Annotated in this window: 21 protein-coding genes; 8 read left to right on the plus strand and 13 right to left on the minus strand. The window is 68.6% G+C overall.

Annotated features, from left to right (window positions below):
- Positions 1-16: 16 nt before the first annotated feature.
- Together E9232_RS20175 and E9232_RS20180 are read right to left on the minus strand one after the other, a co-directional pair.
- Positions 17-682 carry a methionine ABC transporter permease gene (locus E9232_RS20175; protein WP_309796832.1) on the minus strand — a complete coding sequence of 222 codons (666 nt, stop codon included), beginning with the start codon at positions 680-682 and terminating at the stop codon, positions 17-19.
- Positions 651-1,709 (minus strand): methionine ABC transporter ATP-binding protein, encoded by a 1,059-nt coding sequence (locus E9232_RS20180; protein ID WP_309796834.1) that lies wholly within the window; start codon positions 1,707-1,709, stop codon positions 651-653. The genes E9232_RS20175 and E9232_RS20180 overlap by 32 nt, the downstream gene beginning before the upstream one ends.
- Before the next feature lie 643 nt (positions 1,710-2,352).
- Here E9232_RS20180 and E9232_RS20185 point away from each other — a divergent pair.
- From E9232_RS20185 to E9232_RS20195, 3 genes are all read left to right on the plus strand, one after another.
- A complete protein-coding gene (locus E9232_RS20185; RefSeq protein ID WP_309796837.1) occupies positions 2,353-2,568 on the plus strand; it encodes a hypothetical protein in 216 nt (71 codons plus the stop codon).
- 222 nt (positions 2,569-2,790) lie between these two features.
- Complete coding sequence (locus E9232_RS20190) at positions 2,791-4,611, plus strand: ABC transporter ATP-binding protein (protein ID WP_309796839.1); 1,821 nt, start codon at positions 2,791-2,793, stop codon at positions 4,609-4,611.
- A 74-nt stretch (positions 4,612-4,685) separates the two neighbouring features.
- The gene (locus E9232_RS20195) at positions 4,686-5,957 is read left to right on the plus strand and encodes a glycosyltransferase family 4 protein (protein WP_309796841.1); all 1,272 of its coding nucleotides are present in this window, start codon (positions 4,686-4,688) and stop codon (positions 5,955-5,957) included.
- 20 nt (positions 5,958-5,977) lie between these two features.
- Here the strand turns inward: E9232_RS20195 and E9232_RS20200 are convergent, their stop codons facing one another.
- The 4 genes from E9232_RS20200 to E9232_RS20215 form a co-directional block, all read right to left on the minus strand.
- Positions 5,978-9,301, minus strand: coding sequence for a class I SAM-dependent methyltransferase (locus E9232_RS20200; RefSeq protein ID WP_309797446.1), 3,324 nt, complete (start codon positions 9,299-9,301; stop codon positions 5,978-5,980).
- Positions 9,302-9,396: 95 nt separating this feature from the next.
- Positions 9,397-10,107: a class I SAM-dependent methyltransferase gene (locus tag E9232_RS20205; RefSeq protein ID WP_309796842.1), complete on the minus strand. Its 711-nt coding sequence runs from the start codon at positions 10,105-10,107 to the stop codon at positions 9,397-9,399.
- Positions 10,108-10,300: 193 nt separating this feature from the next.
- Positions 10,301-11,770, minus strand: coding sequence for a glycosyltransferase family 2 protein (locus E9232_RS20210; RefSeq protein ID WP_309796844.1), 1,470 nt, complete (start codon positions 11,768-11,770; stop codon positions 10,301-10,303).
- Entirely contained in the window at positions 11,770-13,176 is a 1,407-nt protein-coding gene (locus E9232_RS20215; protein ID WP_309796846.1) for a rhamnan synthesis F family protein, read from the minus strand. The genes E9232_RS20210 and E9232_RS20215 overlap by 1 nt, the downstream gene beginning before the upstream one ends.
- A 164-nt stretch (positions 13,177-13,340) precedes the next feature.
- On the opposite strand from E9232_RS20215, the gene rfbA reads away from it, so the two are divergent.
- Positions 13,341-14,237 (plus strand): glucose-1-phosphate thymidylyltransferase RfbA, encoded by an 897-nt coding sequence (gene rfbA / locus E9232_RS20220; RefSeq protein WP_309796848.1) that lies wholly within the window; start codon positions 13,341-13,343, stop codon positions 14,235-14,237.
- Positions 14,238-14,243: 6 nt separating this feature from the next.
- Entirely contained in the window at positions 14,244-15,206 is a 963-nt protein-coding gene (locus E9232_RS20225; protein ID WP_309796850.1) for a hypothetical protein, read from the plus strand.
- 72 nt (positions 15,207-15,278) lie between these two features.
- Here E9232_RS20225 and groL read toward each other — a convergent pair whose 3' ends face one another.
- Positions 15,279-16,928, minus strand: coding sequence for a chaperonin GroEL (gene groL / locus E9232_RS20230; protein WP_309796852.1), 1,650 nt, complete (start codon positions 16,926-16,928; stop codon positions 15,279-15,281).
- Between the two features lie 63 nt (positions 16,929-16,991).
- On the minus strand, positions 16,992-17,279 hold the full coding sequence (locus E9232_RS20235; protein ID WP_309796855.1) for a co-chaperone GroES: 288 nt from the start codon (positions 17,277-17,279) through the stop codon (positions 16,992-16,994).
- 316 nt (positions 17,280-17,595) lie between these two features.
- Between E9232_RS20235 and E9232_RS20240 the strand changes: the two genes are divergently transcribed.
- A complete protein-coding gene (locus E9232_RS20240) occupies positions 17,596-17,844 on the plus strand; it encodes a hypothetical protein (RefSeq protein WP_309796857.1) in 249 nt (82 codons plus the stop codon).
- A gap of 6 nt (positions 17,845-17,850) precedes the next feature.
- A complete protein-coding gene (locus tag E9232_RS20245; protein WP_309796859.1) occupies positions 17,851-18,510 on the plus strand; it encodes an exopolysaccharide biosynthesis protein in 660 nt (219 codons plus the stop codon).
- Between the two features lie 32 nt (positions 18,511-18,542).
- Here the strand turns inward: E9232_RS20245 and E9232_RS20250 are convergent, their stop codons facing one another.
- Positions 18,543-18,887 (minus strand): hypothetical protein, encoded by a 345-nt coding sequence (locus tag E9232_RS20250; protein WP_309796861.1) that lies wholly within the window; start codon positions 18,885-18,887, stop codon positions 18,543-18,545.
- 259 nt (positions 18,888-19,146) lie between these two features.
- On the opposite strand from E9232_RS20250, the gene E9232_RS20255 reads away from it, so the two are divergent.
- Positions 19,147-19,578 (plus strand): hypothetical protein, encoded by a 432-nt coding sequence (locus tag E9232_RS20255; protein WP_309796863.1) that lies wholly within the window; start codon positions 19,147-19,149, stop codon positions 19,576-19,578.
- A 3-nt stretch (positions 19,579-19,581) separates the two neighbouring features.
- Here the strand turns inward: E9232_RS20255 and E9232_RS20260 are convergent, their stop codons facing one another.
- Genes E9232_RS20260 through E9232_RS20275 form a run of 4 tightly spaced genes read right to left on the minus strand, consistent with a single transcriptional unit; the run spans position 19,582 to position 23,216 of the window.
- Positions 19,582-20,346 (minus strand): amino acid ABC transporter ATP-binding protein, encoded by a 765-nt coding sequence (locus tag E9232_RS20260; protein ID WP_309796866.1) that lies wholly within the window; start codon positions 20,344-20,346, stop codon positions 19,582-19,584.
- Positions 20,343-21,320: an amino acid ABC transporter permease gene (locus E9232_RS20265; RefSeq protein ID WP_309796867.1), complete on the minus strand. Its 978-nt coding sequence runs from the start codon at positions 21,318-21,320 to the stop codon at positions 20,343-20,345. Before E9232_RS20265 ends, E9232_RS20260 begins: the two co-directional genes overlap by 4 nt.
- Positions 21,317-22,210: an ABC transporter substrate-binding protein gene (locus tag E9232_RS20270; protein ID WP_309796869.1), complete on the minus strand. Its 894-nt coding sequence runs from the start codon at positions 22,208-22,210 to the stop codon at positions 21,317-21,319. Before E9232_RS20270 ends, E9232_RS20265 begins: the two co-directional genes overlap by 4 nt.
- A gap of 49 nt (positions 22,211-22,259) precedes the next feature.
- Positions 22,260-23,216, minus strand: a complete 957-nt coding sequence (locus tag E9232_RS20275; protein WP_309796871.1) for a substrate-binding domain-containing protein — start codon at positions 23,214-23,216, stop codon at positions 22,260-22,262.
- Positions 23,217-23,256 lie beyond the last annotated feature (40 nt).

Genomic DNA, 23,256 nt, shown 5'->3' on the forward strand with positions numbered 1-23,256 from the left:
CTCGGATGGGAAAAGTTCAGCCGGCGCGCTGGCGCTTGTTGACGCGGCGGGCCAGCCGGTCGCCGGCCATCTGCACCGCCTGCACGAACAGGATCAGGACGATGACCACCGCGGCCATCATCTCCGGCATGAAGCGCTGGTAGCCGTAGCGGATGCCCAGATCGCCCAGGCCGCCGCCGCCGACCGCGCCGACCATGGCGGAATAGCCGATCAGGCTGACCACGGTCAGGGTCAGGCCCAGCACGATCGCCGGCATCGCCTCGGGCACCAGCACCTTGCGCACGATCTGCAGCGGCGAGGCGCCCATCGCCTTGGCCGCCTCGACCAGGCTCTGGTCGACCTCGCGCACCGACGCCTCGATGATCCGGGCGATGAAGGGCACGCAGGCGATGGTCAGCGGCACGATCGCGGCGGTGGTGCCGATCGAGGTGCCGGCCACCAGTCGGGTGAAGGGGATGATCGCCACCACCAGGATGATGAAGGGGGTGGAGCGGGTGGCGTTGACCACCAGGCCGACAATGCGGTTGGCGGCAGGTGCCGCGAACAGCTCGCCCTTGCCGCTGGTCGCCAGCCACACCCCGATCGGCCCGCCCAGCAGGGTGCCGATCGCGGCGGCGACCGCGACCATGTACAGCGTCGCCCAGGCGGCGTCAGCCAACAGCGCGAAGAGTTGCGGGGACATGGCCCAGGACCTCGATGGAAAGCTTGAGGGAGGTGAGGAAATCGATCGCCGGCCGCGCCGTCTCCGGCCCGCCGGGGATCGAGACGATCAGAGTGCCGAACGGTGCGCCCTGCACGCTGTCGACCCGGCCGTGCAGCAGCGCCGCGTCGACGCCCAGGCGGCGGGCCAGCTGGCCGATCGCGGTGGTGCCGGCCTGGGAGCCCGCGAAGACCAGCCGCAGCACGGTCTCGCCGCCGGCCAGCGGCGCCTCGGACAGCTTGGCCGCCAGGTCGCCCGGCAGCTCGGCGCCGGTGACGCTGGCGACGAAGGCGCGCGAGGTGGCGGTCTGCGGCCGGGTGAACAGGTCGAACACCCGGGCCTGCTCGATGACGCGGCCGTGCTCCAGCACCGCGACGCGATGGCAGATCGCCTTGATCACCGCCATCTCATGGGTGATCAGCACGATGGTCAGGCCCAGCTCGCGGTTGATCTTGGCCAGGAGCTGCAGGATCGACGCCGTGGTCTCGGGGTCGAGCGCCGAGGTCGCCTCGTCGCACAGCAGGACGTTGGGCTCGTTGGCCAGGGCCCGGGCGATGCCGACGCGCTGCTTCTGCCCGCCCGACAGCTCGGCCGGGTAGCGGTCGCGCTTGTCGGTCAGCCCGACCAGCTCCAGCAGCCGGTCGACCCGTGCGGCGATGGTGCGGCGGTCCAGCCCGGCCAGCTCCAGCGGCAGGGCGACATTGCCGAACACGGTGCGCGACGACAGCAGCGCGAAATGCTGGAAGATCATGCCGATCTTCCGGCGTTCGGCCCGCAGGGCGGATTCCGGCAGGGCCGTCAGCTCGGTGCCGTCGACCGTCACGGTGCCCGCGGTCGGGCGTTCCAGCAGGTTGACCAGGCGGATCAGGGTCGACTTGCCAGCGCCGCTGGGCCCGATCACGCCGAAGATCTCGCCGCGCTCGACCGTGAGCGAGACGTCGGCCAGCGCCGCGACCTGGGCCTGGCCCGCGCGGTTGAAGGTCTTGGAGACGGAGTCGAGGCGGATCATGAGGGATGCCGGATGGTGGGAGCGGTCGGGATCGGGGAGCGGCCGGCCGGCGCAGGGCAGGGGCCGCAGGACGAGGGGCGGGGCCCCGGGATCAGGCGCGGCGACAGCGCATCCGCATCGCGGCTGCCGTCGAAAGCGGCCGGGGCGCAAAAGGGCTGTGGGGAACCGTCCTGGTCATCGTCGTGTCCTCGCCTCGCGATCCGAGGGAACCACGACCTGCATCGTGGCGCTTTAGCGGTTGGTGTCGCGGGCGCAAGCTGCTTCCCATCAAATCGCCGCGGATCCGTTGCGGGGGATCATTCCGTTGCCGTTTAGATAGAACGCCGCAGCGGGCGCGTCAATGAATCGCGGCATGCGCTGTGTGGATCTCAGAATTTCACAACACAATATCGGATGAATTGGCTGGCCGAATTCGGCCTCTCGGCCCCAAGAAAGCCATAGGCGCGCAGACCTTTCGATCGGCAACCATCTCGACCTAGAGGCAGCGCGCGCTCGCCCGGGCGGAAGCGTGGCAAAGTCATGACATGCGGGCTTACCATTGCTGCACTGCAAAAACGCTGATCCTGTTCCGACCCAAACATCCTACATTGGATGGGTACGAAGACTCTGGAAGGAGCCGGCACTGGCCGGCAATGAGGTAAGCATGCATATCGACGTTTTGGATTTCGCCCCCGCCGCCGCCCGCCCGACCACCCTGTTCGGTCGTGTCCGCCAGGCCGTGGCCCATCGCATCGCCGAGCACCGCGAATACACGCGGATCCACAACGAGTTGCTGAAGCTCGACCGGCGCGAGATGGAAGAGCTCGGCATCGGCCCGGCCGATTTCGACTCCATCGCCCGCGGTACCTATAGCCGCTGAGGCCATGTGACCCACCGGCCTCGCCCCTCCGGGCGGCGGCCGGCAGCCATTCGCGGGGTGCGCGCCCTGCCGCGGCCGGACCATCCGGCCCGGCGGCAGGGTCGGCGCACCCCGTCGTGTTTCCGGCCAGAGCTGCCGTGACCGGGCATCCGGGCCAATTTCCTGCCCCTTGTCGCGACTGTCATTTGGCGGATCGGCCGCGGGGCGCTATATGAGCACCCCATGAGCAAGTTACCACGCGCGCCACGCGCCCCCGGGCAGCTGACCGACTGGCAGATCGCGAAGCGGCTGCTGACCGACCACATGAAGGGCCATTTCTGGCGTTTCGTGATCGCCTTCGCCTGCCTGTTCGCGACCGCGGCGGCGAGTTCGGCCATCCCGTTCGTCAGCCAGCACATCCTGGACGGCATCTTCACCGACCGGCGGACGGACCTGCTGGTGCCGATCTCGCTTCTCGTCATCGCCGTCTTCTTCGTGCGGGGCGGGGCGACCTACGGCTTCACCGTGGTGATGAACAGCATCGGCCGGCGCATCGTGGGCGACCTGCAGATGCGCATGTTCCGGGCCAAGATCTGGGACGACCTGGCCAGCTTCCACGCCACCGCCTCCGGCCATCTGGTCAGCCAGTTCACCTTCAACGTCCAGGCGGTGCTCGGCGCGGTCTCGACCAGCGCGGCGGCGATCGGCCGCGACGCGATGACGCTGGTCGGGCTGGTGGCGGCGATGTTCTACCAGGACTGGAGGCTGGCCCTGATCGCCTCCGTCACCTTCCCGCTGTCGGTCTACCCGCTGATCAAGGTCGGCCGCGACCTGCGCAAGGTGACGCGCAAGTCGCAGTTCGGCATGGGCGAGATGACCAGCTACCTCACCCAGGTGTTCCAGGGCATCCGCCACGTCAAGGCCTACAACGCCGAGCAGCGGACGATCACGGCGACCGAAAAGATCGTGTGGTCGGTGTCGCGCATGATGCAGCGGATGACCAAGATCAAATCCTACAACGCCCCCTTCATGGAGGTGCTGTCGGGTGTCGCCATCGGTGCGGTGATCTACTATGGCGGCGGGCAGGTCATCGCCGGGAACCGCACCACCGGCTCGTTCTTCGCCTTCGTCCTCGCGTTGATGCTGACCTACGACCCGCTGAAGCGGATCGTGAACACCTGGGGCTCGATCCAGCAGGGCATCACGGCGGCGGAGGGCATCTTCGCCATGATCGACAAGCGGCCCGGCATCGTCGACCGGCCCGGCGCCGCGGTGATCGAGAAGGCCACCGGCGCGATCGCGCTGGAGGACGTGCATTTCTCCTACGGGCCCTCGATCCCGGCGCTGCGCGGCGTCTCGATCGAGATTCCGGCCGGCCGCACCGTGGCACTGGTCGGGCCGTCGGGCGCCGGCAAGTCGACGCTGCTGAACCTGATCCCGCGCTTCTATGATCCGACCAGCGGCGCCGTGCGGGTCGAAGGCCACGACATCCGCGACGTTACCCAGCATTCGCTGCGCGAGCAGATCGGTCTGGTCAGCCAGGAGACCACGCTGTTCGACGCTTCGGTGCGCGACAACATCGCCTATGCCCGGCCGGGCGCGAGCCAGGAGGAGATCGAGGCGGCGGCCCGCGGCGCCGCGGCGCACGACTTCATCGCCAGCCTGCCGCAGGGCTACGACACCCAGATCGGCGAGCACGGCGTACGCCTCTCCGGCGGCCAGCGGCAGCGCCTGTCGATCGCCCGGGCGATGCTGAAGAACGCGCCGATCCTGCTGCTGGACGAGGCGACCTCGGCGCTCGACACCGAGAGCGAGCGGCTGGTGCAGGATGCGCTGACCCGGCTGATGGTCGGGCGCACCACGCTGATGATCGCGCACCGCCTGTCGACCGTGCGCAGCGCCGACCTGATCTACGTCATGGACCAGGGCCAGATCACCGAGATCGGCAGCCATGCCGAGCTGCTGCAGCGCGGCGGCCTCTACGCCCGGCTGTGGCTGATGCAGACCGCCGAGGACGAGCCGTCGGAGGCCGAGGCGCCGCTGCCGGTTGCGGTGGCAGGATGAGCCTGCTGCTTTGCCGCGGGTCGGACTGAGTGGTTGGGCCTGGAGGGGCCGCCGCGCCCCGCATCTTCTGCGACATGACCACCATCCTGGCGCATGCGCGCAAGCATGCGACCGTGACCGGCATCCAGCGTGTCGTGCTCCGCGTCGTCGGCCATCTGGTGGCGACGCATGGGCCGGCGGCGATCCGCGGCATCGCCTGGCATCCGAAGCTGCGCCGGGTGGTCGAGATCGACCTGTCCTTCCTGGGTCCTGACTACCGGTTCGAGGCGCATCGGGATGCGTTCCTGCGCGACATGGCCGTGCCCGACGACGCCGAGGGGCGGAAGCAGGGGCTGCGGCGCCGAATCGGCACCAGGATCGATCGGCTGCGCTGGCGGGCACTGGGCGATGGCGGCTCCGGCCCGCACCTCGCCGAACCGTCGTTGCGGCCGGAGGATCGCATTCTTCTGCTGGCACCCAACTTCCGCAATGAACCCTACATCGCCTATCTCGCAGGGCGGAAAAAGGCCGGCACCGCCATCTTCCAGATGATTCACGACGTCATCCCGCTGCTGAAGCCATGGCTGTCGAAGCCAGGGCACGACGTCGAGTTCCGCAAGTTCCTGGAGCGCACGCCCGGCTACGTCTCGGGCTTCCTCTGCGTCTCCGACCAGACCGAGGCTGACCTGCGAATGGTGATGCCGGCGGCGGGCGGCGAAATCCCGACCCGCGTGGTGCCGTTGGCGCATGAGTTCATGGGCGATGTCGGCGATGACGGGGTGCCGATCGGCCATGCCGTCCGCGCCCTGGCCGAGCACCCTTTCGTCCTGTGCGTGGGCACCATCGAGGTGCGCAAGAACACGCTAGCCCTGTGCAAGGTCTGGGCCCAGCTGCGCCAGGATCTCGGGGTCGGGCTGCCGCGGCTGGTGCTGGCCGGGCAGCGTGGCTGGCAGACCGAGGACGTGTTCGACCTGCTGCGCGCCACCGGCAATCTCGGCGGTTACGCCGCGCTGGCCGAGGTGCCCTCGGATGCCGAACTGGCGTTCCTGTACCGCAACTGCCGCTTCACCGTGTTCCCCAGCCTGTACGAGGGCTGGGGACTGCCGATCGGTGAGAGCCTGTGGTTCGGCAAGCACTGCATCGCATCGAAGACATCATCGATGCCCCAGGTCGGGGGCGACCTAGCGGAGTATGTCGATCCCTATGATCTGGAGGACATGCGGCGGGTGATCGGGCGGGCGATCGCGGAGCCGGATCATGTGCGGGGGCGGGAGGATCACATCCGCGCCGCTAGTCTGCGGCGGTGGGGGGATGTCGCCGGCGGGATCGTCGCGCTGGCGTCGGGCGCCAGCCAGGGCCGCGGATAGCCCGGCTGCCGCCGGGCCTCTCAGCCCGTGGAGGCCATGTCCGCGAGGGCGCTGGTTTCGAGGGTTCCTTCGAAGAAGACGGACATCATGCGGAACGCCGCTGCCTCTGGGGTGTGCTTCGCGGCCTCCGTGACGGCGGCGAGGCGTAGCCGGATCTGCAAATCGCGATCAGTGACCAGCCGGGCCGCGGCCGCGTAGCAAGCCTTGGCATCCCGGGTGTCCACCAGCAGCCCGGTTTCCTCGTGGCGCAGAAACTCTCCGGCGCCCCCTTCGATGGGGCCGATGACAGCACAGCCGCTGGCCATGGCTTCCAGGGCGGTCAGCCCCATGGCCTGCCAGACCGAAAAGTCGAGGAAAATGTCCGATTCCTCCATGATCGTCGCCACGCGGCCCGGGCTGATGGCGCCGAGCTGACGGATATCCCCGATCACCGCCGTGTCGGGCGCGATCCTGTCGTCTCCAAAGGTCGTGATCTCGACGGCGGTGCCGAATTCGCTACGAAGCCGGCGCAGGATGTCGAGCGTCAACTCCGGGGACCGGCGTGGCGATGAGGGCCGGACCATCGCGCAGATCCGGACCGGATCTGCGTGATGTGGGTTCATCGAGGGCGCCGGCCTGTAAAGGTCGAGATCCACGCTCGGGCCGATGGTCCGGGGTCGTGGGCAGCCAATGGCTTCGATCCGGTCTGCGTTCCATCCCGTCTTCGTGAAGATCCGGACATCCCGGCGAGCGGTGTAGGATGCCAGGGCCTGCTGGTAGCCGGCCGAGCCCTTTTCGAAGAACCAGGGCTCGAAATCCTGGGAGTAGTATGCCAGCACGACGTCTGGATCGGGTTCGGGCAGCCAGAACACCGATGCGTACAGCGTGGCGATCAACACATCGAAGCCGGGCTCGCGGCTGGCCAGAATATGGCGCAGTTCCGCCTCGTCCTGAGCATAGACGCAGGGCAGTTCCAGAGTTGGATAGGAGGCCTCGAAGACGGGACGGTGCCGGGCGAAATTGATGATCGAGACGTCGACGCCCATGCGCCACAAGGCGCGCGCTTCCTGCAGGACGACATTGGATCCACCCCCGGCCTCGGCGGTGGGCAGGATGATGCCAACCCTACGACCGTGCCACAACGCGCGGCCTTGCTTCGCGAGCCTGTCCCGGAGCATGGCCGCCTCGACGCGGGCGCGGACCCCCGCCAGGCCCAGGCCGTCGCGGCAGAACAGCACCGGGACGTGGACGTCCCTTTCCAGATCATGCTTGCGCTTCAGAGTATCGTCGGCGCGTTTGGCAAGCGCCAGCCGCCTTTCCGAAGAATAGCTCTTGGACTGGGCGTGAAAAACATAGCTGTCGTCGGCCACGATCAGCTTCCATCCGCGATTTCGGGCGCGAATGCAGAAATCATTCTCCTCGCCGTAGCCCTGGCCGAAGTTCTCCTCATCGAACAGCCCGACGTCGTCGAGGGTGGCCCGGCGAACGGCCAGGCAGAAGCCGTTCAGGAATGGGATTGGCATTCCCTGTTGGACGGAGGCTTGGGCCACGAGCTGCCCCATCTTGTCGACGTCGACGTCGTCGGGCAGCGGATTGTCGTGCCAATCGCCGTTCTTCGCGACATGCGGCACGGACTGCCAGGACGCGGTGTTTGACAGCGGACCCACCAGCCCGATCCGCGGATCCCGTTCGGCAGTCGCAACCATGCGGTCGATCCAGCCTTCGGTCACGATCGTGTCGCTGTTCAGGAGGACCACCCAGGGGGCGGTCGAGGCGCGCAGCCCGACATTCGCCGCGAAGGTATAGCCCTGCGCCCGATCGTGCCGGATCAGGGTCGCGCCGTGCTGCTGCGCGAAACGCGTCACCAGCTCCCGCGCCGCATCGCCGCTGCCGTCGTCGACGATGATGATACGATAGGGCGGCAGCGTATGGGCGATCACGGAGTCGAGGCATCGCCGCGTGTCGTCCGGTGCATTGTGGACGCAGACGATCACGTCCACGGCCAGGGAGCGGGTCGGGACGGGTTCGGTCCGTCGTGCCGCGACCGGCAGTGCCATCGCCATCATGCTAACGGTCTGCGGCTCCAGAACGCGCTGCTGCCTCGCCCGCCGGCGCCAGCGGCGGAAATGGGCGAAGACGTTGATCTTGCGGCGCGTCGAGCGCATGGCGTTGCGAACCGGCCGCGCAATCTTCTTCGATACGGTCCGGCCGAGCCGCCTCCGGCGTTTCCGGGCAAGGACCTCCGTCTGCTTCTCGACCGCGGACCGCAGCCGGGCGTTCGCCTGGGCCAGCTCGGAGAGGCTCGTGTCCAGGTGCCGGTTCCGGGCCTCGACCGATGCGAGGAGCCGTTGCTGCTGCTCCAATGCCGCCTTCTGCTGCTCCAGTGCAACCTTCTGCTGCTCCAGCGCAACCTTCTGTTGCTGCTCCAGTGCAACCTTCTGCTGCTCCAATGCGGTCTTCTTAAGATCCATCTCTGCGAGCCGTGCGGCAGCCTCCGAGGCGCGTGCGGCCGCCTCCTGGCGGAGCCGGTCAAGCTCGCCCTCGCGCGCCGACACGTCGCCGCGGAGCCGATCGGCCTCGGACTCGCGCGTCGCCAGGTGCTCGCGCGCCTGGGCCAGATCGGCCTGGCGGTCCGTCAGCTCGGACCGCAGCGCCTGTGCGCGATGCTGCTGGGTGACGGCCGCGCCCAGCCGGGCATACGCGACCTGCACGCCGGCCCGGGTCTCGGCATCGTTGCTGTCGAACAACGGGCGGATGCCGTCCGGCATATCGCGACCGACGGCCAGGACGCCGAGGCCGTGGCCATGCACGAATTCAAACGACGGATGGCTGCCGGAGATCTCCTGCCACAGCCTCCAGACCCCGAACTCCCGCTCGCGGACATTGGTGTCGTGGAACAGGACCACGGCGCGATCCGACAGCTTCGGCAGCCAGGTCTCGAAGTCTCGTCTCACATCCTCGTAGCCGTGCCGGCCATCGATGTGCAGCAGGTCGACCTCGCCGTCCGAGAAGTAGGGCAGGGCCTCGTCGAAGCGCATGCGCAGCAGGTTCGAGAAGCCGGTATAGGTCTCGCTGTTGATGGCGCTGAGGGCGCCGAAGACCCCTTCGCCATAGAACCCCGCGTGATCGTCGCCGACCCAGGTGTCTACCGCATAGCAGCGCGCGGGGATGCCGAACTGCTGCACAGCCTGGCAGAAGCAGAGATAGGAGAAGCCGGTGTGGGTGCCCAGCTCGACGACCACGCGCGGACGGATCGCCTCGATCAGCCAGAATGCGAACGGCGCATGCTCCAGCCATGCCGACGGACTCAGATGACGGGGCCCGATGAAGGAGGTGGGGGTTAGGCAGCGAACGGACTCTGACACCAAGATCGACTTTTCCTCGACGGCTGAACTGGTCCTGGGTTTCGGAAGCTTCGACAAAGGCGGGCTGACGGCAGGGCGCCCCTCTTTGGTCCCCGTCACGGAGCGTTTCGATAGGCGGGCGGCCGGATGGGGGCTTTGCAGACCACCGGATTCATCCGGTTCGCATACAGCTCCCGGCCTACATTTATCCTGGTCGGCCAGAAGTCCGCGGCGGGAAAACCTGCTTCATGCTGCTGGACGACCTGGTGGAAGAACCTCGACAGGAGCGCGAACAGATCGAAATGGCTATACTCGATCTTGTGGTGCTCCCAGTCCGGAAACAACCGGGTTTCGTCATGGCCGCAGGGCGTGGACAGGATTAGCCAGCCATCGTCGGTGAGATTGTCGGCCATGCGCATCAGGGCGATTTCGCGGTGCGACAGATGCTCGATCGTATCGAACGACACGATGACGTCGGGTTTCGGCATCGGTGCCCCACCGCTCCTCCAGGTGGTCATGTCGCCGGTCGCATATGTCAGGTTCGGAGCGTCATAGAGGGTTTTCGCGTGAGCCACCGCGCGCTCGTCGTAATCGACCCCGCAAACTCTGCTCCCAGGCGACGCCCGCGCCAGCATATAGCTGCCATAGCCGGCTCCGCACGCGACGTCCAGCACGCTGGCGGGCTGCTTTTCGGCGAGCGCCAATGTCGCCCACTGGTAGCGGCCGACGTGATGGATGCCCTGGATCTGGTCGGTCGCGATGTAGGGCGATACGTCGAAACCGAGCTCCGGCGTGAAAAACTCGATGGTCTCCGAAATGTCCTTCATCGGTGTGCCAATCGTCTTTCGCTGTGTCTCTGGGAATGGCGAGGATGAGCTATACGGAAATTTCTGCAGATGGCCTAGTGTCTTGGCGCGGAGTAGCGGACCGTTGGCCAAGGCGACAAGTCGCACACGCTCCTGGTTCGGCCGGGCTTGGCAAAGCACTGCCAAGATCCGGAAGCCCCGCGGATCGGGCCGGTCATGCCCATTTCATCCATGCCGCCTCATAGCTCTCGGCCCGTGGCTGGACCTCGGCGTAGCGGACCAACTGGGGATTGTACATCGGGTCATCGGCCAGGAAATCGCCCCAGCGGCGGAGAAACAACGCGACTTCGTCGCCGGGGCGCGGCGTCTCTCCCCGCGACGATTTCTCGTAGTGGATCAGCTCGGCATGTGGCGTGTAGACGATCCGGTAGCCCAGGGTCTTCAGGCGCAGGCACAGGTCGACGTCGTTGAATTCCAGGCTGAAGCGCTCGTCGAATCCGTCGGCGCGTTCGAGCACGGATCTGCGGGTGGCGAAGGTGGCGCCGGTTACGGCGCACCAGTCGCGGTGAACATCGGCCCAGTCCCCGTAGCTCGGCTGGCCGACCGGCTGGCCGAACCAGGGATGGCCGCAGCCGCCGTAGAGGCCGCCGACCATGCCGGCATGCTGGATGCGGCGGTCGGGAAATAGAAGCCGGGCGCCGACGCCTCCGACATCCTCCTCCAATGCGAAGGTGAACAACGCTTCGAGCCAGTCCGGCGACTGGATGGTCATGTCGTCGTTGAGCAGCACGAGGAGCTCAGTCTCCGCTTCCCGCCACAGCCGGTTCATCTTCCGGGCGTAGCTGAACGGCTCGCCTGCTATGCGCGCCGTGACGATGCGCCGGATGTCCAGCCGGGTGCGGGATTGCTGGTAGATCCCATCCTCCGCCCGATCGTCGCCGATCAGGATACGGATGCGGTCCAGCGGCCAGCTGCTGGCCTCGATGCTCTGCAGCAGCCCGACGATGTAGGGCGGTCCGCCCGGCGGGCCGCTCTGCCGGGTCGGGATGACGAGGGTGACGGTCGGGTGGCTATCGAAGTTCCGGCGCAGTTGGAACGCGCCGGGTACCAGGCCGGGGCGGATCTCGAACCGGCCGCCGTCCTCATGGACGTACCGTTGCAGCACCGCTTCCCGGGCTGCGGCATCAGGCGGCGCCAGCTGCTGCGGCAGGCCGATTAGGGTGGCGGCGATGCGGTCGAAGCCGATGCCGGCGCGCAGCGCCCGCAGGCAGAGATCGTACCAGGCGGCCGGCCCGTGCTCGGCGCGCAGGCCGCCGAGGCGGGTGAAGACGGAGCCGCGGATCAGCAGCGGCAGGCCGATGTAGTCTCGGGCCAGGAGCAGGCTGGGGTTGAGCTGTGGCTTGCAGTCCAGCCCCACTAGGTCGCGGCCCCGGATCCGCCCGCTATCGGCGTAGACGATGCCGGCATCCGATCGGGCGCGCAGCGCCGTGGCATCGAGATGAGAGAAGGCGTCCCGGTTCAGCCGGGCCCGGGCGGGCGCCACAAACAGCCAAGTATCGTCGCCGAAGGTCCGGCCGACCAGCACGCCCGGGTCGATCGGCTGCAGGGCCGGGTCGAGTGGCACCGGGATCAGGTGGCTGAAGGCGGCGAGGGACGGCGTCTGGCGCCGGCGGGGCAGGGGCATCACGGTTGGCCGGCCAACAGGTCGCGCAGCCGTGCCGAGATCGCCTCGCCCGATCCCAGCCGGGGCGGCCACACCGCATCGACCGTCACGACCGGGACCTGCGCGGGCATCGTGTCCCACAAGCCGATCCGGATCGTCGCGCTTTCGCACAGGGCCTGCTGCTCCTCGTCGAGAGTGGCCGACTCCAGCTGGATCAGCACCGCATCCGGGGCGCCGTCGAAACTGCGGACGTCCCAGGCTGGCGACAGGCGCCGGTCCGCGCCGATGTCACGCTCCAGCGGATGCAGGTTGATCTCGTGCCCGGTGTGGAACAGCGCCGCGACGATGTCTCGGCCGGCCTCGCCCGCGGCCCCGGCATGGGTCCAGGGCCCGATATAGGCCAGTCGCAGAGGCGCCGGGTCGGCTCGCAGCCGCTCCGCCAAGGCGCGGCGGCGCCGGGTGCGGGTGAGGCCGGACGCCGGCGGCGGGTCGCCGGCGGGCGCCTCATCGACCAGGCCGATGTCGTAGCCGCGCGCGGCCAGCGCCGCCTCCCATCCCTCCCGCACCACAGCCGGCGGCAAGGCGCCGCTCAGCACCGCGGATTTGATGAAGGGGAAGCCGCGGTCGATCAGCTCGCGCCAGGCGAAGGCCGTCTGGTTGTCGCGGGTCGGGTTCTCGAACAGGGCGGCGCAGGCCAGGCCGGCGTCGCGCATCCGGCCGCAGAAGGCCACCTCGTACAGGTCGATGACGTCCTGCTTGTCCGGATAGGCGCGGACATCCTGCCAGAAGTGATGGAAATCGGGATGGGAGAAGGCCGACCGCTTCAGGCACAGGAAGAAGCTCTGCAGATGCCAGCCCTTATCGTGGCTCTCGGTCAGGCCGACGATGTCGCTGCCGGCAGCCCGGATGCGGGCCATGAGGGCGCCGAAATCCACCGCGTTGAACGGCCCGTACAGGCTGTCGTTGACGAGGTACAGCGCGTCCGACCGGAACACCGCCAGCTCCCGCTGCATCACATGGGCCCAGGCGGCGAAGTCGAAGCCGAGATTCTGCCTGATGTAGAGCCCGGCCAGCGACCGCGCGAGATCCTCGGGCACGGCGATGTCAGGCGTGTCCGCGGCGACGATGAGGACGACCGCGACCCCTTCCGCCTGCAGCGCCCGCACATAGTGCCCGACATGGCGGCGCAGGGTACGGCCGTTGCGCGAATGGGTGACGAACAACGCCACCTCGCGCGGCGGCTCCGCCGGGGCATAGGGCCGGACAATGTCGAGCCACGCGGTCGCCGCGCCGGGCATCCGGGGATCGGCCTGCCGCAGCGGCGGCGACGCCTTGGTCGGCAGTGCCGGCAGGCCTCTCAGCCGCCGCCAGCGCTTGCGGACCGACCGGCGCAGGCGCTCGGGCAGGCTTCGGCGGCGCAGTCTCATCGGTGCCGGCCGGTCGGCATCCCGGAGGGCAGGCCGGCATCCGTCCCGGCGTCGAAAACCATCAGGGCCGCTCTTTCTGATTGCGGGGCGCCCTGCTATATCGCAGTGGACTCGGCGAGTCCACGCGCTCGCCCGATCTGCCCAACCGCACCGGAGGTCCATCCTTGAAAGGCATCATCCTCGCCGGCGGCAGCGGCACCCGGCTGCATCCGCTGACCCTGGCCACGTCCAAGCAGCTGATGCCGGTCTATGACAAGCCGATGATCTACTACCCGCTCAGCGTGCTGATGCTGGCCGGCATCCGCGAGGTGCTGATCATCTCGACGCCGCACGACATGCCGCAGTTCCAGCGGCTGCTGGGCGACGGGTCGCAATGGGGCATGGCCTTCGAGTATGCGGTGCAGCCCAGCCCGGACGGGCTGGCCCAGGCCTATGTCATCGGCGCGGATTTCGTCGCCGGCGGGCCCTCCGCCCTGATCCTGGGCGATAACATCTACCATGGCCACGGCCTGCCGGAGCTGCTGCACGCCGCCGCGGCCGAGCCGTCGGGCGCCACCGTCTTCGCCTATTACGTCACCGACCCCGAGCGCTACGGCGTGGTCAGCTTCGGCGCCGACGGCCGCGCCGCCGCGATCGAGGAGAAGCCGCGCCAGCCGGCGTCCAACTGGGCCGTCACCGGCCTCTATTTCTACGATGCCGATGTGGTCGAGATCGCCGCCAACATGAAGCCGTCCGCGCGCGGCGAGCTGGAGATCACCGACGTCAACCGCGCCTATCTCGAACGCGGCGCCCTGCATGTCCAGAAGATGGGCCGCGGCTTCGCCTGGTTCGACATGGGCACCCATGACAGCCTGCTCGAGGCCTCCGGCTACGTCCAGACGCTGGAGCGGCGCCAGGGACTCCGCGTCGCCTGCCCGGAGGAGATCGCGTATCTCGAGGGCTTCATCGGCCGCGACGAGCTGGTGGTCCAGGCCAAGCGCTTCGAGAAGAGCGGCTACGGCCAGTACCTGCTGCGGGTGGCGGAGGGCGAGGGCGGCCCGCACGGTCGCCTCGACCGGTAGTCAGGCATGGCGTCGGCACGCCGTGGCATCCGCGGGTTGGCGCGGCGGGTCGGCGTCGCGGCCCTCCGCCGGCTGCGCCCCGCCTCCGGCCCGCGGGTGCTGACGCTGCTGGCCCGGCACGGCACCGAGAAGTACCCCGAGGCGCTGCCGGCGCTCGACCGCCTGTTCCGCCGCGCCATGCCGGGCGCCCGCCGCCGCACCGTGGTGATCGACAACGCGCTGCCCGAAGGCCACGTCGGCGCGGCGCCGGGCGGCGTCACGGTGATCGGCGGCGACAACGCGGCCTGGGAGTTCTCGGCCTGGGATGCCGGCCTGCGCTTCGCCGCGGCCGAGCTGGACGGGTACGACCTGGTCCACCTCGCCACCTCGGCCTTCGACACGCTCTACACCGGCTACCTCAAGCGCTTCGACGACGCGCTGCTGGCGGAGGTCGCGTGCCGCCGCATCGCCTGCGGCCATGTCGACTACTATGCCGAGCCGGTGACGCTGTTCGGCGAGCGGTCGCGCCACTGGCTGCGCTCGTCCTTCGTGATGCTGCCGCCGACGGAGCTGCGGCGGCTGGGGTCGCTGGTCTCGGTCGGGCCGGAGCGGCGCGCGGCGCTGTTCTCCGGCGACCCGGTGGCGCCATTTCGGGTAGAGGCGCCGATCTCGGACTCCTACCGGCGGTCGATCACCGGCTGGCTGGTCGGCGACGGCACCGGCCAGGGGGTGGAGTGGCATTCCCGCTTCGCGCTGACGGCGGAGACGCTGGATTTCTTCGAGCGCAAGACGCTCGCCATCCTCAACGAGCAGATGCTGTCGCCGCGGCTGCGGGCCCAGGGCTGCGCCATCGCCGACACAACCTGGGCGGCCACCGTCCTGGCCCGCCATGGCCGCCTGCCGGACGAGATCCCGCCCTGGCGCGAGCAGCTGGCCGGCCGGGACCGCAACATCGTATCCCTGGAACAGACCAGCCGGCCCGAGGATTGAGGGCCGGCTGGGGATAGGCACGAGGTCGCAGCGGCCAGCCCCCGGGATCGGGGGCCGGCCGCCGCGTTCGGGTCAGTAGTCCATGCCGCCCATGCCGCCCATGCCGCCGCCACCGCCGCCCGGGGCGGCCGCGCCGGCCGGGTCCGGCCGCTCGGCCACCATCGCCTCGGTGGTGATCAAGAGGCCGGCGATCGAGGCGGCGTTCTGCAGCGCCACCCGCACCACCTTGGCCGGGTCGAGGATGCCCGCCTTGATCATGGCGGTGTACTCGCCCTTCTGGGCGTCGTAACCCCAGTTGTGGTCCTTGCTGTCGAGCAGCTTGCCCACCACCACCGAGCCGTCGCTGCCGGAATTCTCGACGATCTGCCGCACCGGCGCCTGCAGGGCGCGGCGGACGATGTCGATGCCGACCTTCTGGTCGGTGTTCTCGGGCTTCAGCTTGTCGATCACCCGGCTGGCGTAGAGCAGGGTGACGCCGCCGCCGGCGACGATGCCCTCCTCGACCGCGGCGCGGGTCGCATGCATCGCGTCGTCGACGCGGTCCTTGCGCTCCTTGACCTCGATCTCGCTGCCGCCGCCGACGCGGATGATGGCGACGCCGCCGGCCAGCTTGGCCAGCCGCTCCTGCAGCTTCTCGCGGTCATAGTCCGAGGTGGTCTCCTCGATCTGCGCCCGGATCTGGTTGGTGCGGCCCTCGATGTCCTTCTTGGCGCCGGCGCCGTCGACCACCGTGGTCTCCTCCTTGGTGATGACGACCTTCTTGGCCCGGCCCAGCATGTCGAGCGTGACGCTCTCGAGCTTGATGCCGAGATCCTCGGAGATGACCTGGCCGCCAGTGAGGATGGCGAGATCCTCGAGCATCGCCTTGCGGCGGTCGCCGAAGCCCGGCGCCTTGACCGCCGCGACCTTCAGGCCGCCGCGCAGCTTGTTGACCACCAGCGTGGCCAGGGCCTCGCCGTCGACGTCCTCGGCGATGATCAGCAGCGGCTGGCCGGCCTGGACCACCGCCTCCAGCAGCGGCAGGAAGGACTGCAGGCTGGGCAGCTTCTTCTCGTGCAGCAGGATGTAGGGGTTCTCCAGCTCCACGATCATCTTCTCGGCGTTGGTGACGAAGTAGGGCGAGATGTAGCCGCGGTCGAACTGCATGCCCTCGACGATCTCGAGCTCGGTCTCGAAGCTCTTGGCCTCCTCGACCGTGATCACGCCCTCGTTGCCGACCTTCTTCATCGCCTTGGCGATCATCAGGCCGATCTCGCGCTCGCCATTGGCCGAGATGGTGCCGACCTGGGCGATCTCGTCATTGGTCGAGATCTTCTGGGCGCGCTTGCCGATCTCCTCGACCACGGCGGCGACCGCCAGGTCGATGCCGCGCTTTACGTCCATCGGGTTCAGCCCGGCGCCGATCGCCTTGGCGCCTTCCTTGACGATGGCGTGGGCCAGGACGATGGCGGTGGTGGTGCCGTCACCGGCCAGGTCGTTGGTCTTGGTCGCGACCTCGCGCACCATCTGGGCGCCCATGTTCTCGAACTTGTCGGCCAGCTCGATCTCCTTGGCCACCGTCACACCGTCCTTGGTGATGCGCGGCGAGCCCCAGGATTTGTCGAGCACCACGTTGCGACCCTTGGGGCCGAGCGTGACCTTGACGGCACGGGCGAGGATGTCGACGCCGCGCAGCATGCGGTCGCGTGCGTCGGCGCTGAATTTGACGTCTTTGGCGGCCATGGTGTTGGCTCCTTGAAGGGGAAAGGGGGATTCGGGAGGGATCAGGCGAAGACGCCGATCGGATCAGGCCACGACGCCGATCACGTCGCTCTCCTTCATCACGAGGTAGTCGACCCCCTCGAGCCGGATCTCGGAGCCGGACCATTTGCCGAACAGGATGCGGTCGCCGACGCTGACGTCCAGCGCCTGGATCGTGCCCTGCGCGTCCCGCGCGCCCAGGCCGACGGCCACGACCTCGCCCTGCTGCGGCTTCTCCTGGGCGGTGTCGGGGATGATGATCCCGCCCGCGGTCTTGGCTTCGGCATCGATGCGGCGGACCACGACCCGGTCGTGCAGCGGGCGGAATTTCATCGGCTGAATCCTTCGGAGAATCAATTTTTGGAGATAGGGCTTAATTCACTATCTCCTCCTCAAATGCGCATGACGCCCCCGACATGCAAGTCGAATTGCCTGTTGTCGGGAAATAAAGGCCGGTGTCATTTTTTCAATCGACGCTTCAGATCTTGCCACAATTTTCAATGATTATTGACAGGAAGGGGCGATTCGGCGGGCTTGTTCCTGCATTCCCGTGTACTGTATCGGGAATTCGGTGTGCCGGTCGTGCCGCCGCCTCCGCCACATCCGATCCCGCAGCCGGCGCTCCCCCCGGGAGGCCAGAAATGTCGTCATGAAGGACTACAAATTCCCGGTGGGCACCACCGTGCAGGTCTCGCGCAAGTCGCTGTCCGGGCAATCCGCCGTGGGCGCGTTCAAGGTGCTGGCCCGCTATCCCAGCGAGAGCTCCGGCCCGATGTACCGAGTCCGCAGCGTGCTCGGCAGCGAGGAGCGCATGGTGCCGGAGCACGAGCTGTCGTCCTCGGCGCAGTCGGCCGAGGCCGACGCCGCCTGGAAGTCGCCCAAGTCCGGCCGCCGCTGACCGGCTATGCTCCCGGGCGAGGGGCTGGGAGGGTCGCCCGGCACCGGCGTCCTCGGCTATCCTGGCCGGGCCATGGCGACCCGGATCCCGACCTCCGTCCTGCTCGACGACCTGCTGCGCGACGCCCGCACCGACCGGGTGACGCTGGGCTGGCTGGTGCACGCCCTGGGCGACCGCTCCTTCGGCTTGGTGATGCTGTTGCTGGCGCTGCTCGGGGTGATGCCGGGTGCGTCCGGCGTGGTCGGGCCGCTGCTCGGCATCCTGGCGGTGCAGATGCTGCTGGGCCGTGCCGGGCCGGTGTTCCCGGCGACAGTGGCCAAGCGCAGCTTCCGCACCCAGGGGCTGGCGCGCACGCTGGGCCGCGCCGTGCCGGTGCTGCGCCGGGTCGAGGGCTTCATCCATCCGCGCTGGCCGGTGCCGTTCGCGGCGCTGAGGCGCGGCGTCGGCGTGCTGGTGCTGCTGCTCGGCGCCCTGCTGCTGGCGCCCATCCCCTTGAGCAACATCCCGCCGGCCCTGGCGATCGTGCTGATCGCCATCGCCTATCTCGAGGAGGACGGCCTGCTGCTGTGTGTCGCCCTGGCGGTGGCGGTGCTGATGCTGGCGGTCGCCGCCGGCGCGGTGTGGCAGGCGATGGGCGAGCTGGGCTGGGTGCGGGGCTTCTTCTAGGGGAAGCCAGGCCCGCACCCGGCACCGGGACGCTAGCTGGCGAGCTGGCTGGCGCAGGACTTGGCGACCTGGGCATTGGCCTCGGTCGTCCCCGGCATGGTCGCCCAGCCGGCCTTCACCACCACGTCGCCGCGGCTGTAGCTCGACGCCGCCTTCAGCTCGACCAGCTTCTGGGCCAGCTGCGGGTCGCGCTTCGACTGGTCGAGGCAGATCAGCGACAGGGCGGCGACGACGTCGGTCTTGCCCTGGTCCTGGGCCATGCGCTTGGCCGAGCCGCCGGTGACCCAGCCACCCCAGCTGAAGCCGATGATGGCAAGCGCGGCGGCACCGCAGGCGACGCCATACAGCGCCGGCTTCAGCCATTCTGGGGTTGTCATGATGATGCTTTCACTGGAAGGAAGGCATTCTCCCTTCGACGCAAAAATATATCACGAGAGATGTATTTTATGGAATTTCTTTTTATTTTTAACGGATTTTCGAGCCGAAGATTGTAGAGCAGAGGAAGGAGCGGGATAAGGACGGCCAGCATTGCGGGTGGCCGATGCCGCTTCGCTTGGAATGATCATTCGAAGTTACTGATTGAATTTGGAAATAAATTTCACATTTATGGACCACCCGACAGGACGGCCCGGAGAGATGCCAGACACCGACGTTTTCCGCCTGCAGAAATCCGATCTGAACTCGTTCCTGTTCGCCGATGTCGGGACCGAGTCCAACGGCATGCCGCTCAGCGTCGTCTCGATGCTGGGCCGGCTGGGCGGGGACCCCTGGGCCGATGCGGGCCGGCTGGCGCGGCAGACGCCGGAGGCCGCGACCCGCGAACTGGCGGAGATCATCACCGGCACGGCCTGCAGCGGGCGGTCCAGCGCCGAGGTCATGGCCATCGCCACCCGGCTGGCGGCGCTGCTGCCCTCCGCCTCGTCGCGTCGCGCCGAACGCCAGGCCGCGCGCTCGGAGCCCCCGGGGCCGGGGCTGCCCGGCATCCGCAACCTCACCACCACGCTGACCTGGGGCGCGATCGTCCTGGGCGTCATGGTCCTGGCCGCACGGATGCTCGGCCTGATCTGATCCTCAGATAAAGCGCGCCAGGAACGCCCGGGTCCGCGGATGCTGCGGCGCGACCAGCACCTCGCCCGGCGGGCCGGCCTCGACCACCACGCCGCCATCCATGAACACCACCCGGTCGGCCGCATCGCGGGCGAAGCCGATCTCATGCGTTACCACGATCATGGTCAGGCCCTGGCCGGCGAGGTCGCGCATGGTGGCCAGCACCTCGCCGACCAGCTCCGGGTCCAGCGCCGAGGTCGGCTCGTCGAACAGGATCAGCTCGGGCCGGATCGCCAGGGCCCGGGCGATGGCCACGCGCTGCTGCTGGCCGCCGGACAGCTGCCGCGGGAAGGCGGCTGCCTTCTCCGCCAGCCCGACCCGGGCCAGCAGCTCGCGGGCATGGGCTTCGGCCTCGGCCCGGCTGCGGCGATGGATGCCGACCGGCGCCTCGACGATGTTCTCCAGCACGGTCATGTGCGGGTACAGGTTGAACTGCTGGAACACCATGCCGATGCGGCTGCGCTGCCGGGCGATGGCACGGGCCGGCAGCTTGTGCAGGTGGCCGTGGCGCAGCTCATAGCCGATCTGCTCCTCGCCCAGCCGGATCGACCCGCCATTCATCACCTCGAGCTGGTTGATGCAGCGCAGCAGGGTGGATTTGCCGGAGCCCGAGGGACCGAGGATCACCACCACCTCGCCGGCCCGCACGTCGAGATCGATGCCGCGCAGCACCTCGTGGTCGCCATAGGATTTGTGAACGCCGCGGATGCGGACCAGGGGCGCGGTCATCGTGCGTCTCCCGGGGGCGCTTCGACCGCGTCGCCGGCCCCGGTGGCCGGGCGCCCGCCCTTGGTCGCCACCGCATTGCGCTCGCCGCGGGCGTAGTAGCGCTCGATCGCGGACTGGCCGACATTGAGGATCGAGGTGATCAGCAGGTACCACAGCACCGCCACCATCAGCAGGGGGATGACCTCGAAGGTGCGGTTGTAGACCGCCTGGGCGGAGTACAGCAGGTCGCCCATGGCGATGACGCTGACAAGCGAGGTCGCCTTGATCATGCTGATCAGCTGGTTGCCGGTCGGCGGCACGATCGAGCGCATGGCCTGGGGGATGACGATGCGGCGCAGGGCGCGGCCGCGGGTCATGCCGAAGGCCTCCGCCGTCTCGTACTGGCCGCGGTCGACCGACAGCAGGCCGCCGCGGATGATCTCGGCCATGTAGGCGGCCTCGTTCAGCGACAGGCCGGCGATCGCCGCGGTCAGCGGCGTGATCAGGTCGTTGGTCTTCCAGGAGGCGAGTTGCGGCCCGAACGGGACGCCGATCGACAGGGTCGGGAACAGGGTCGACAGGTTGTACCAGAAGATCAGCTGCACCAGCAGCGGCGTGCCGCGGAAGAACCAGATGTACAGGCCGGACAGGGTGCGCGGCAGCCGGTCGGTCGACAGCCGCGCCACCGCCAGCAGCAGGCCCAGCGCGGTGCCGATCAGCATCGACACCAGCGTCAGCCCCAGCGTCACCGACAGGCCGCGCAGGATCGAGCCGGCGGTGAACCACTGGCCCACCACCGCCCATTCGAAGTTCGGGTTGCGGGCGACCACCCAGGCGGCCGCGGTCGCCACGACGAGGGTGAGAGCCCAGAGCAGCCCGCTGCCGTAGCGGATGGGCCGGCGGGCATGGGCGACGTCGCGCAGGCGGGCTTCGGCGACGTCGTCGGCCGCCGGCCCATCCACCACGGCAGGGGCGGCCCCGGGCGTCACGGTCACTGCGCCGGGGTCCCGGCGAGGTTCAGCCCCGGCGCATTCAGCATGTTGCCCTCAAGGCCCCATTTCTTCATCACGGCGGCATAGGTGCCATTGTCGAACAGGGTCTTGTAGCCGGCCAGCATCACCTCGCCGAGCACCGAGCCCTTCGGCACCACCGTGCCCTGGTACAGGTTGTGGAAGCCGTTGGCCTGGCCGGTGCCGGCGAGCTCGAGCTGGCCCTTGGACTGCTGGATGAAGTAGGTCAGCGGCGCCTGGGACGAGAAGAAGGCGTCCGCCCGCTTCGACCGCACCGCCAGGATCGCGGTCGGCTGGTCGGGATAGGACTGGACCTCCAGCGCGGGCTTGCCTGCCTTCTCGCAGGCCTCGGCCTGGGCCTTGATCACCCGCTCGGCGGAGCCTGCGGCCATCACCGCGATCTTCTGGCCGCAGGTGTCGTCCAGCGACTTGATGCCGGTCGGGTTGCCGGACTGCACGGCGAAGACGACGAACTCCTGCACGAAGTCGACGAAGTCGTTGGCCTGCTCCCGCTCCGGGAAGTCGCCGATCGGGCCGGACGCCATCTGGTAGCGGCCGGCCTTGATACCGCTCAGCACCGCCGCCAGGCCGCTGACCGTCTCGTGTCGGATCCTGAGGCCCAGCAGCTGGCCCAGCGCGTCCGACAGGTCGGCGCTGGCGCCGGTCAGGGTGCGGTCGTCGCCGACGATCTCATAGGGCGGGAACGACCCGCTGTTGACCGAGACCAGCTCGCCGGCATCCAGGATCTCCTTCGGCAGCTTGGCGCGCAGGGCCTCGTCGACCTTCTGCTCGGGGAGGGCGTCCTGCGCCAGGGCCGGCAAGGGTCCGACCAGGGCGGCCAGCAGGGCGGTGCGGATCAGGATTTTCGCGTTCATTTTTTGTCTCCCCGTTTGGTGGTCGTTCTGTTCAAGGTGTCGTGCCCGGTCACGACGGCAAGGCGGGGAACAGATCCCGCGGCGACAGCCGGGCCGTGGTCAGCTCCTGCGCCTGCAGCTCGGCGATGAAATCGCCCAGCATCGCCTCATTGGCGGCGAAGCCGTTGCGGTCCCAACCGGTCGGCAGGTCGCGGGCGACCTGGCGCAGCTCGTCCAGGATCCAGGGCGTGGTCTCGGCGTATTTGACGCGCTTCTCGATCCACAGCCGGGCGGATTCATCCAGCACCTCGCTCAGCGCCTGAGGCAGCCAGGGATGGTCGCGGACGATCGCAGGCTTGAGGCCGAGCAGGTGGATGCCGGGGACATAGCCGACCTCTTGGGCATAGGCGACCTCGGCGGCGCGGAAGTCGGGCAGCAGCTGGCGGAACGGCGAGGCCGCCTCGAAGAAGCCCTGCGGCATGAAGGGCGTGAACACGGCGTCCAGTTCGCCGGTCTGCAGCAGCTCCAGCATCGGCCGCTCGCCCGGCACTGCCTCGATTCGCCCGGGCCGGCCGAAGCCGCCGAGACGGTCGGTGACGGGGTGCGCCGCGGACAGGCGGCCGACGAACCAGCTTGCGTCGCCGATGCCGATGCCCTCCCGCCGCAGCAGGGCGCGGGTCCAGGTGTTGCCGGAATCCTGCCAGCCGGTCAGGCCGATGCGCTTGCCGGCCAGCTGCGCCAGCCCGGTCAGGCCGCTGCTCTTGGCGGTGATGATGCAGCGGTGGCGGAAGCCCCGCATCAGGAAGTGCGGCACGCCGGCGATCGCGGTCTCGCCGCGGGCCCGGCCCAGCGTGTAGCGGCTCAGCGACATCTCGCCGGCGTCGTAGTTCGGGTCGCTGCCCAGATCCTCCGGCAGGGTGCCGACCCGGTCGATCTGCAGCGTGAAGCCCTCGGGGCTGATATCGCCGAGGGCCAGCGGGGTGACCCAGTCCCAGTCGCGCACGGCCAATCTGATCGCGATCGCCATCCTGAAGCCTCTGTCGGGAAGCGGGCGCGGCCGGTCTTGC

The sequence above is a fragment of the Inquilinus ginsengisoli genome (genome assembly GCF_031453975.1).
GTDB lineage: Bacteria > Pseudomonadota > Alphaproteobacteria > DSM-16000 > Inquilinaceae > Inquilinus > Inquilinus ginsengisoli_A.

Coding starts and splice junctions, on each gene's coding strand:
- E9232_RS20175 (WP_309796832.1), bottom strand. CDS start 682: ATGTCCCCGCAACTCTTCGCGCTGTTGGCTGACGCCGCCTGGGCGACG.
- E9232_RS20180 (WP_309796834.1), bottom strand. CDS start 1,709: ATGATCCGCCTCGACTCCGTCTCCAAGACCTTCAACCGCGCGGGCCAG.
- E9232_RS20185 (WP_309796837.1), top strand. CDS start 2,353: ATGCATATCGACGTTTTGGATTTCGCCCCCGCCGCCGCCCGCCCGACC.
- E9232_RS20190 (WP_309796839.1), top strand. CDS start 2,791: ATGAGCAAGTTACCACGCGCGCCACGCGCCCCCGGGCAGCTGACCGAC.
- E9232_RS20195 (WP_309796841.1), top strand. CDS start 4,686: ATGACCACCATCCTGGCGCATGCGCGCAAGCATGCGACCGTGACCGGC.
- E9232_RS20205 (WP_309796842.1), bottom strand. CDS start 10,107: ATGAAGGACATTTCGGAGACCATCGAGTTTTTCACGCCGGAGCTCGGT.
- E9232_RS20210 (WP_309796844.1), bottom strand. CDS start 11,770: ATGCCCCTGCCCCGCCGGCGCCAGACGCCGTCCCTCGCCGCCTTCAGC.
- E9232_RS20215 (WP_309796846.1), bottom strand. CDS start 13,176: ATGAGACTGCGCCGCCGAAGCCTGCCCGAGCGCCTGCGCCGGTCGGTC.
- E9232_RS20225 (WP_309796850.1), top strand. CDS start 14,244: ATGGCGTCGGCACGCCGTGGCATCCGCGGGTTGGCGCGGCGGGTCGGC.
- groL (WP_309796852.1), bottom strand. CDS start 16,928: ATGGCCGCCAAAGACGTCAAATTCAGCGCCGACGCACGCGACCGCATG.
- E9232_RS20235 (WP_309796855.1), bottom strand. CDS start 17,279: ATGAAATTCCGCCCGCTGCACGACCGGGTCGTGGTCCGCCGCATCGAT.
- E9232_RS20240 (WP_309796857.1), top strand. CDS start 17,596: ATGAAGGACTACAAATTCCCGGTGGGCACCACCGTGCAGGTCTCGCGC.
- E9232_RS20245 (WP_309796859.1), top strand. CDS start 17,851: ATGCTCCCGGGCGAGGGGCTGGGAGGGTCGCCCGGCACCGGCGTCCTC.
- E9232_RS20250 (WP_309796861.1), bottom strand. CDS start 18,887: ATGACAACCCCAGAATGGCTGAAGCCGGCGCTGTATGGCGTCGCCTGC.
- E9232_RS20255 (WP_309796863.1), top strand. CDS start 19,147: ATGCCAGACACCGACGTTTTCCGCCTGCAGAAATCCGATCTGAACTCG.
- E9232_RS20260 (WP_309796866.1), bottom strand. CDS start 20,346: ATGACCGCGCCCCTGGTCCGCATCCGCGGCGTTCACAAATCCTATGGC.
- E9232_RS20270 (WP_309796869.1), bottom strand. CDS start 22,210: ATGAACGCGAAAATCCTGATCCGCACCGCCCTGCTGGCCGCCCTGGTC.
- E9232_RS20275 (WP_309796871.1), bottom strand. CDS start 23,216: ATGGCGATCGCGATCAGATTGGCCGTGCGCGACTGGGACTGGGTCACC.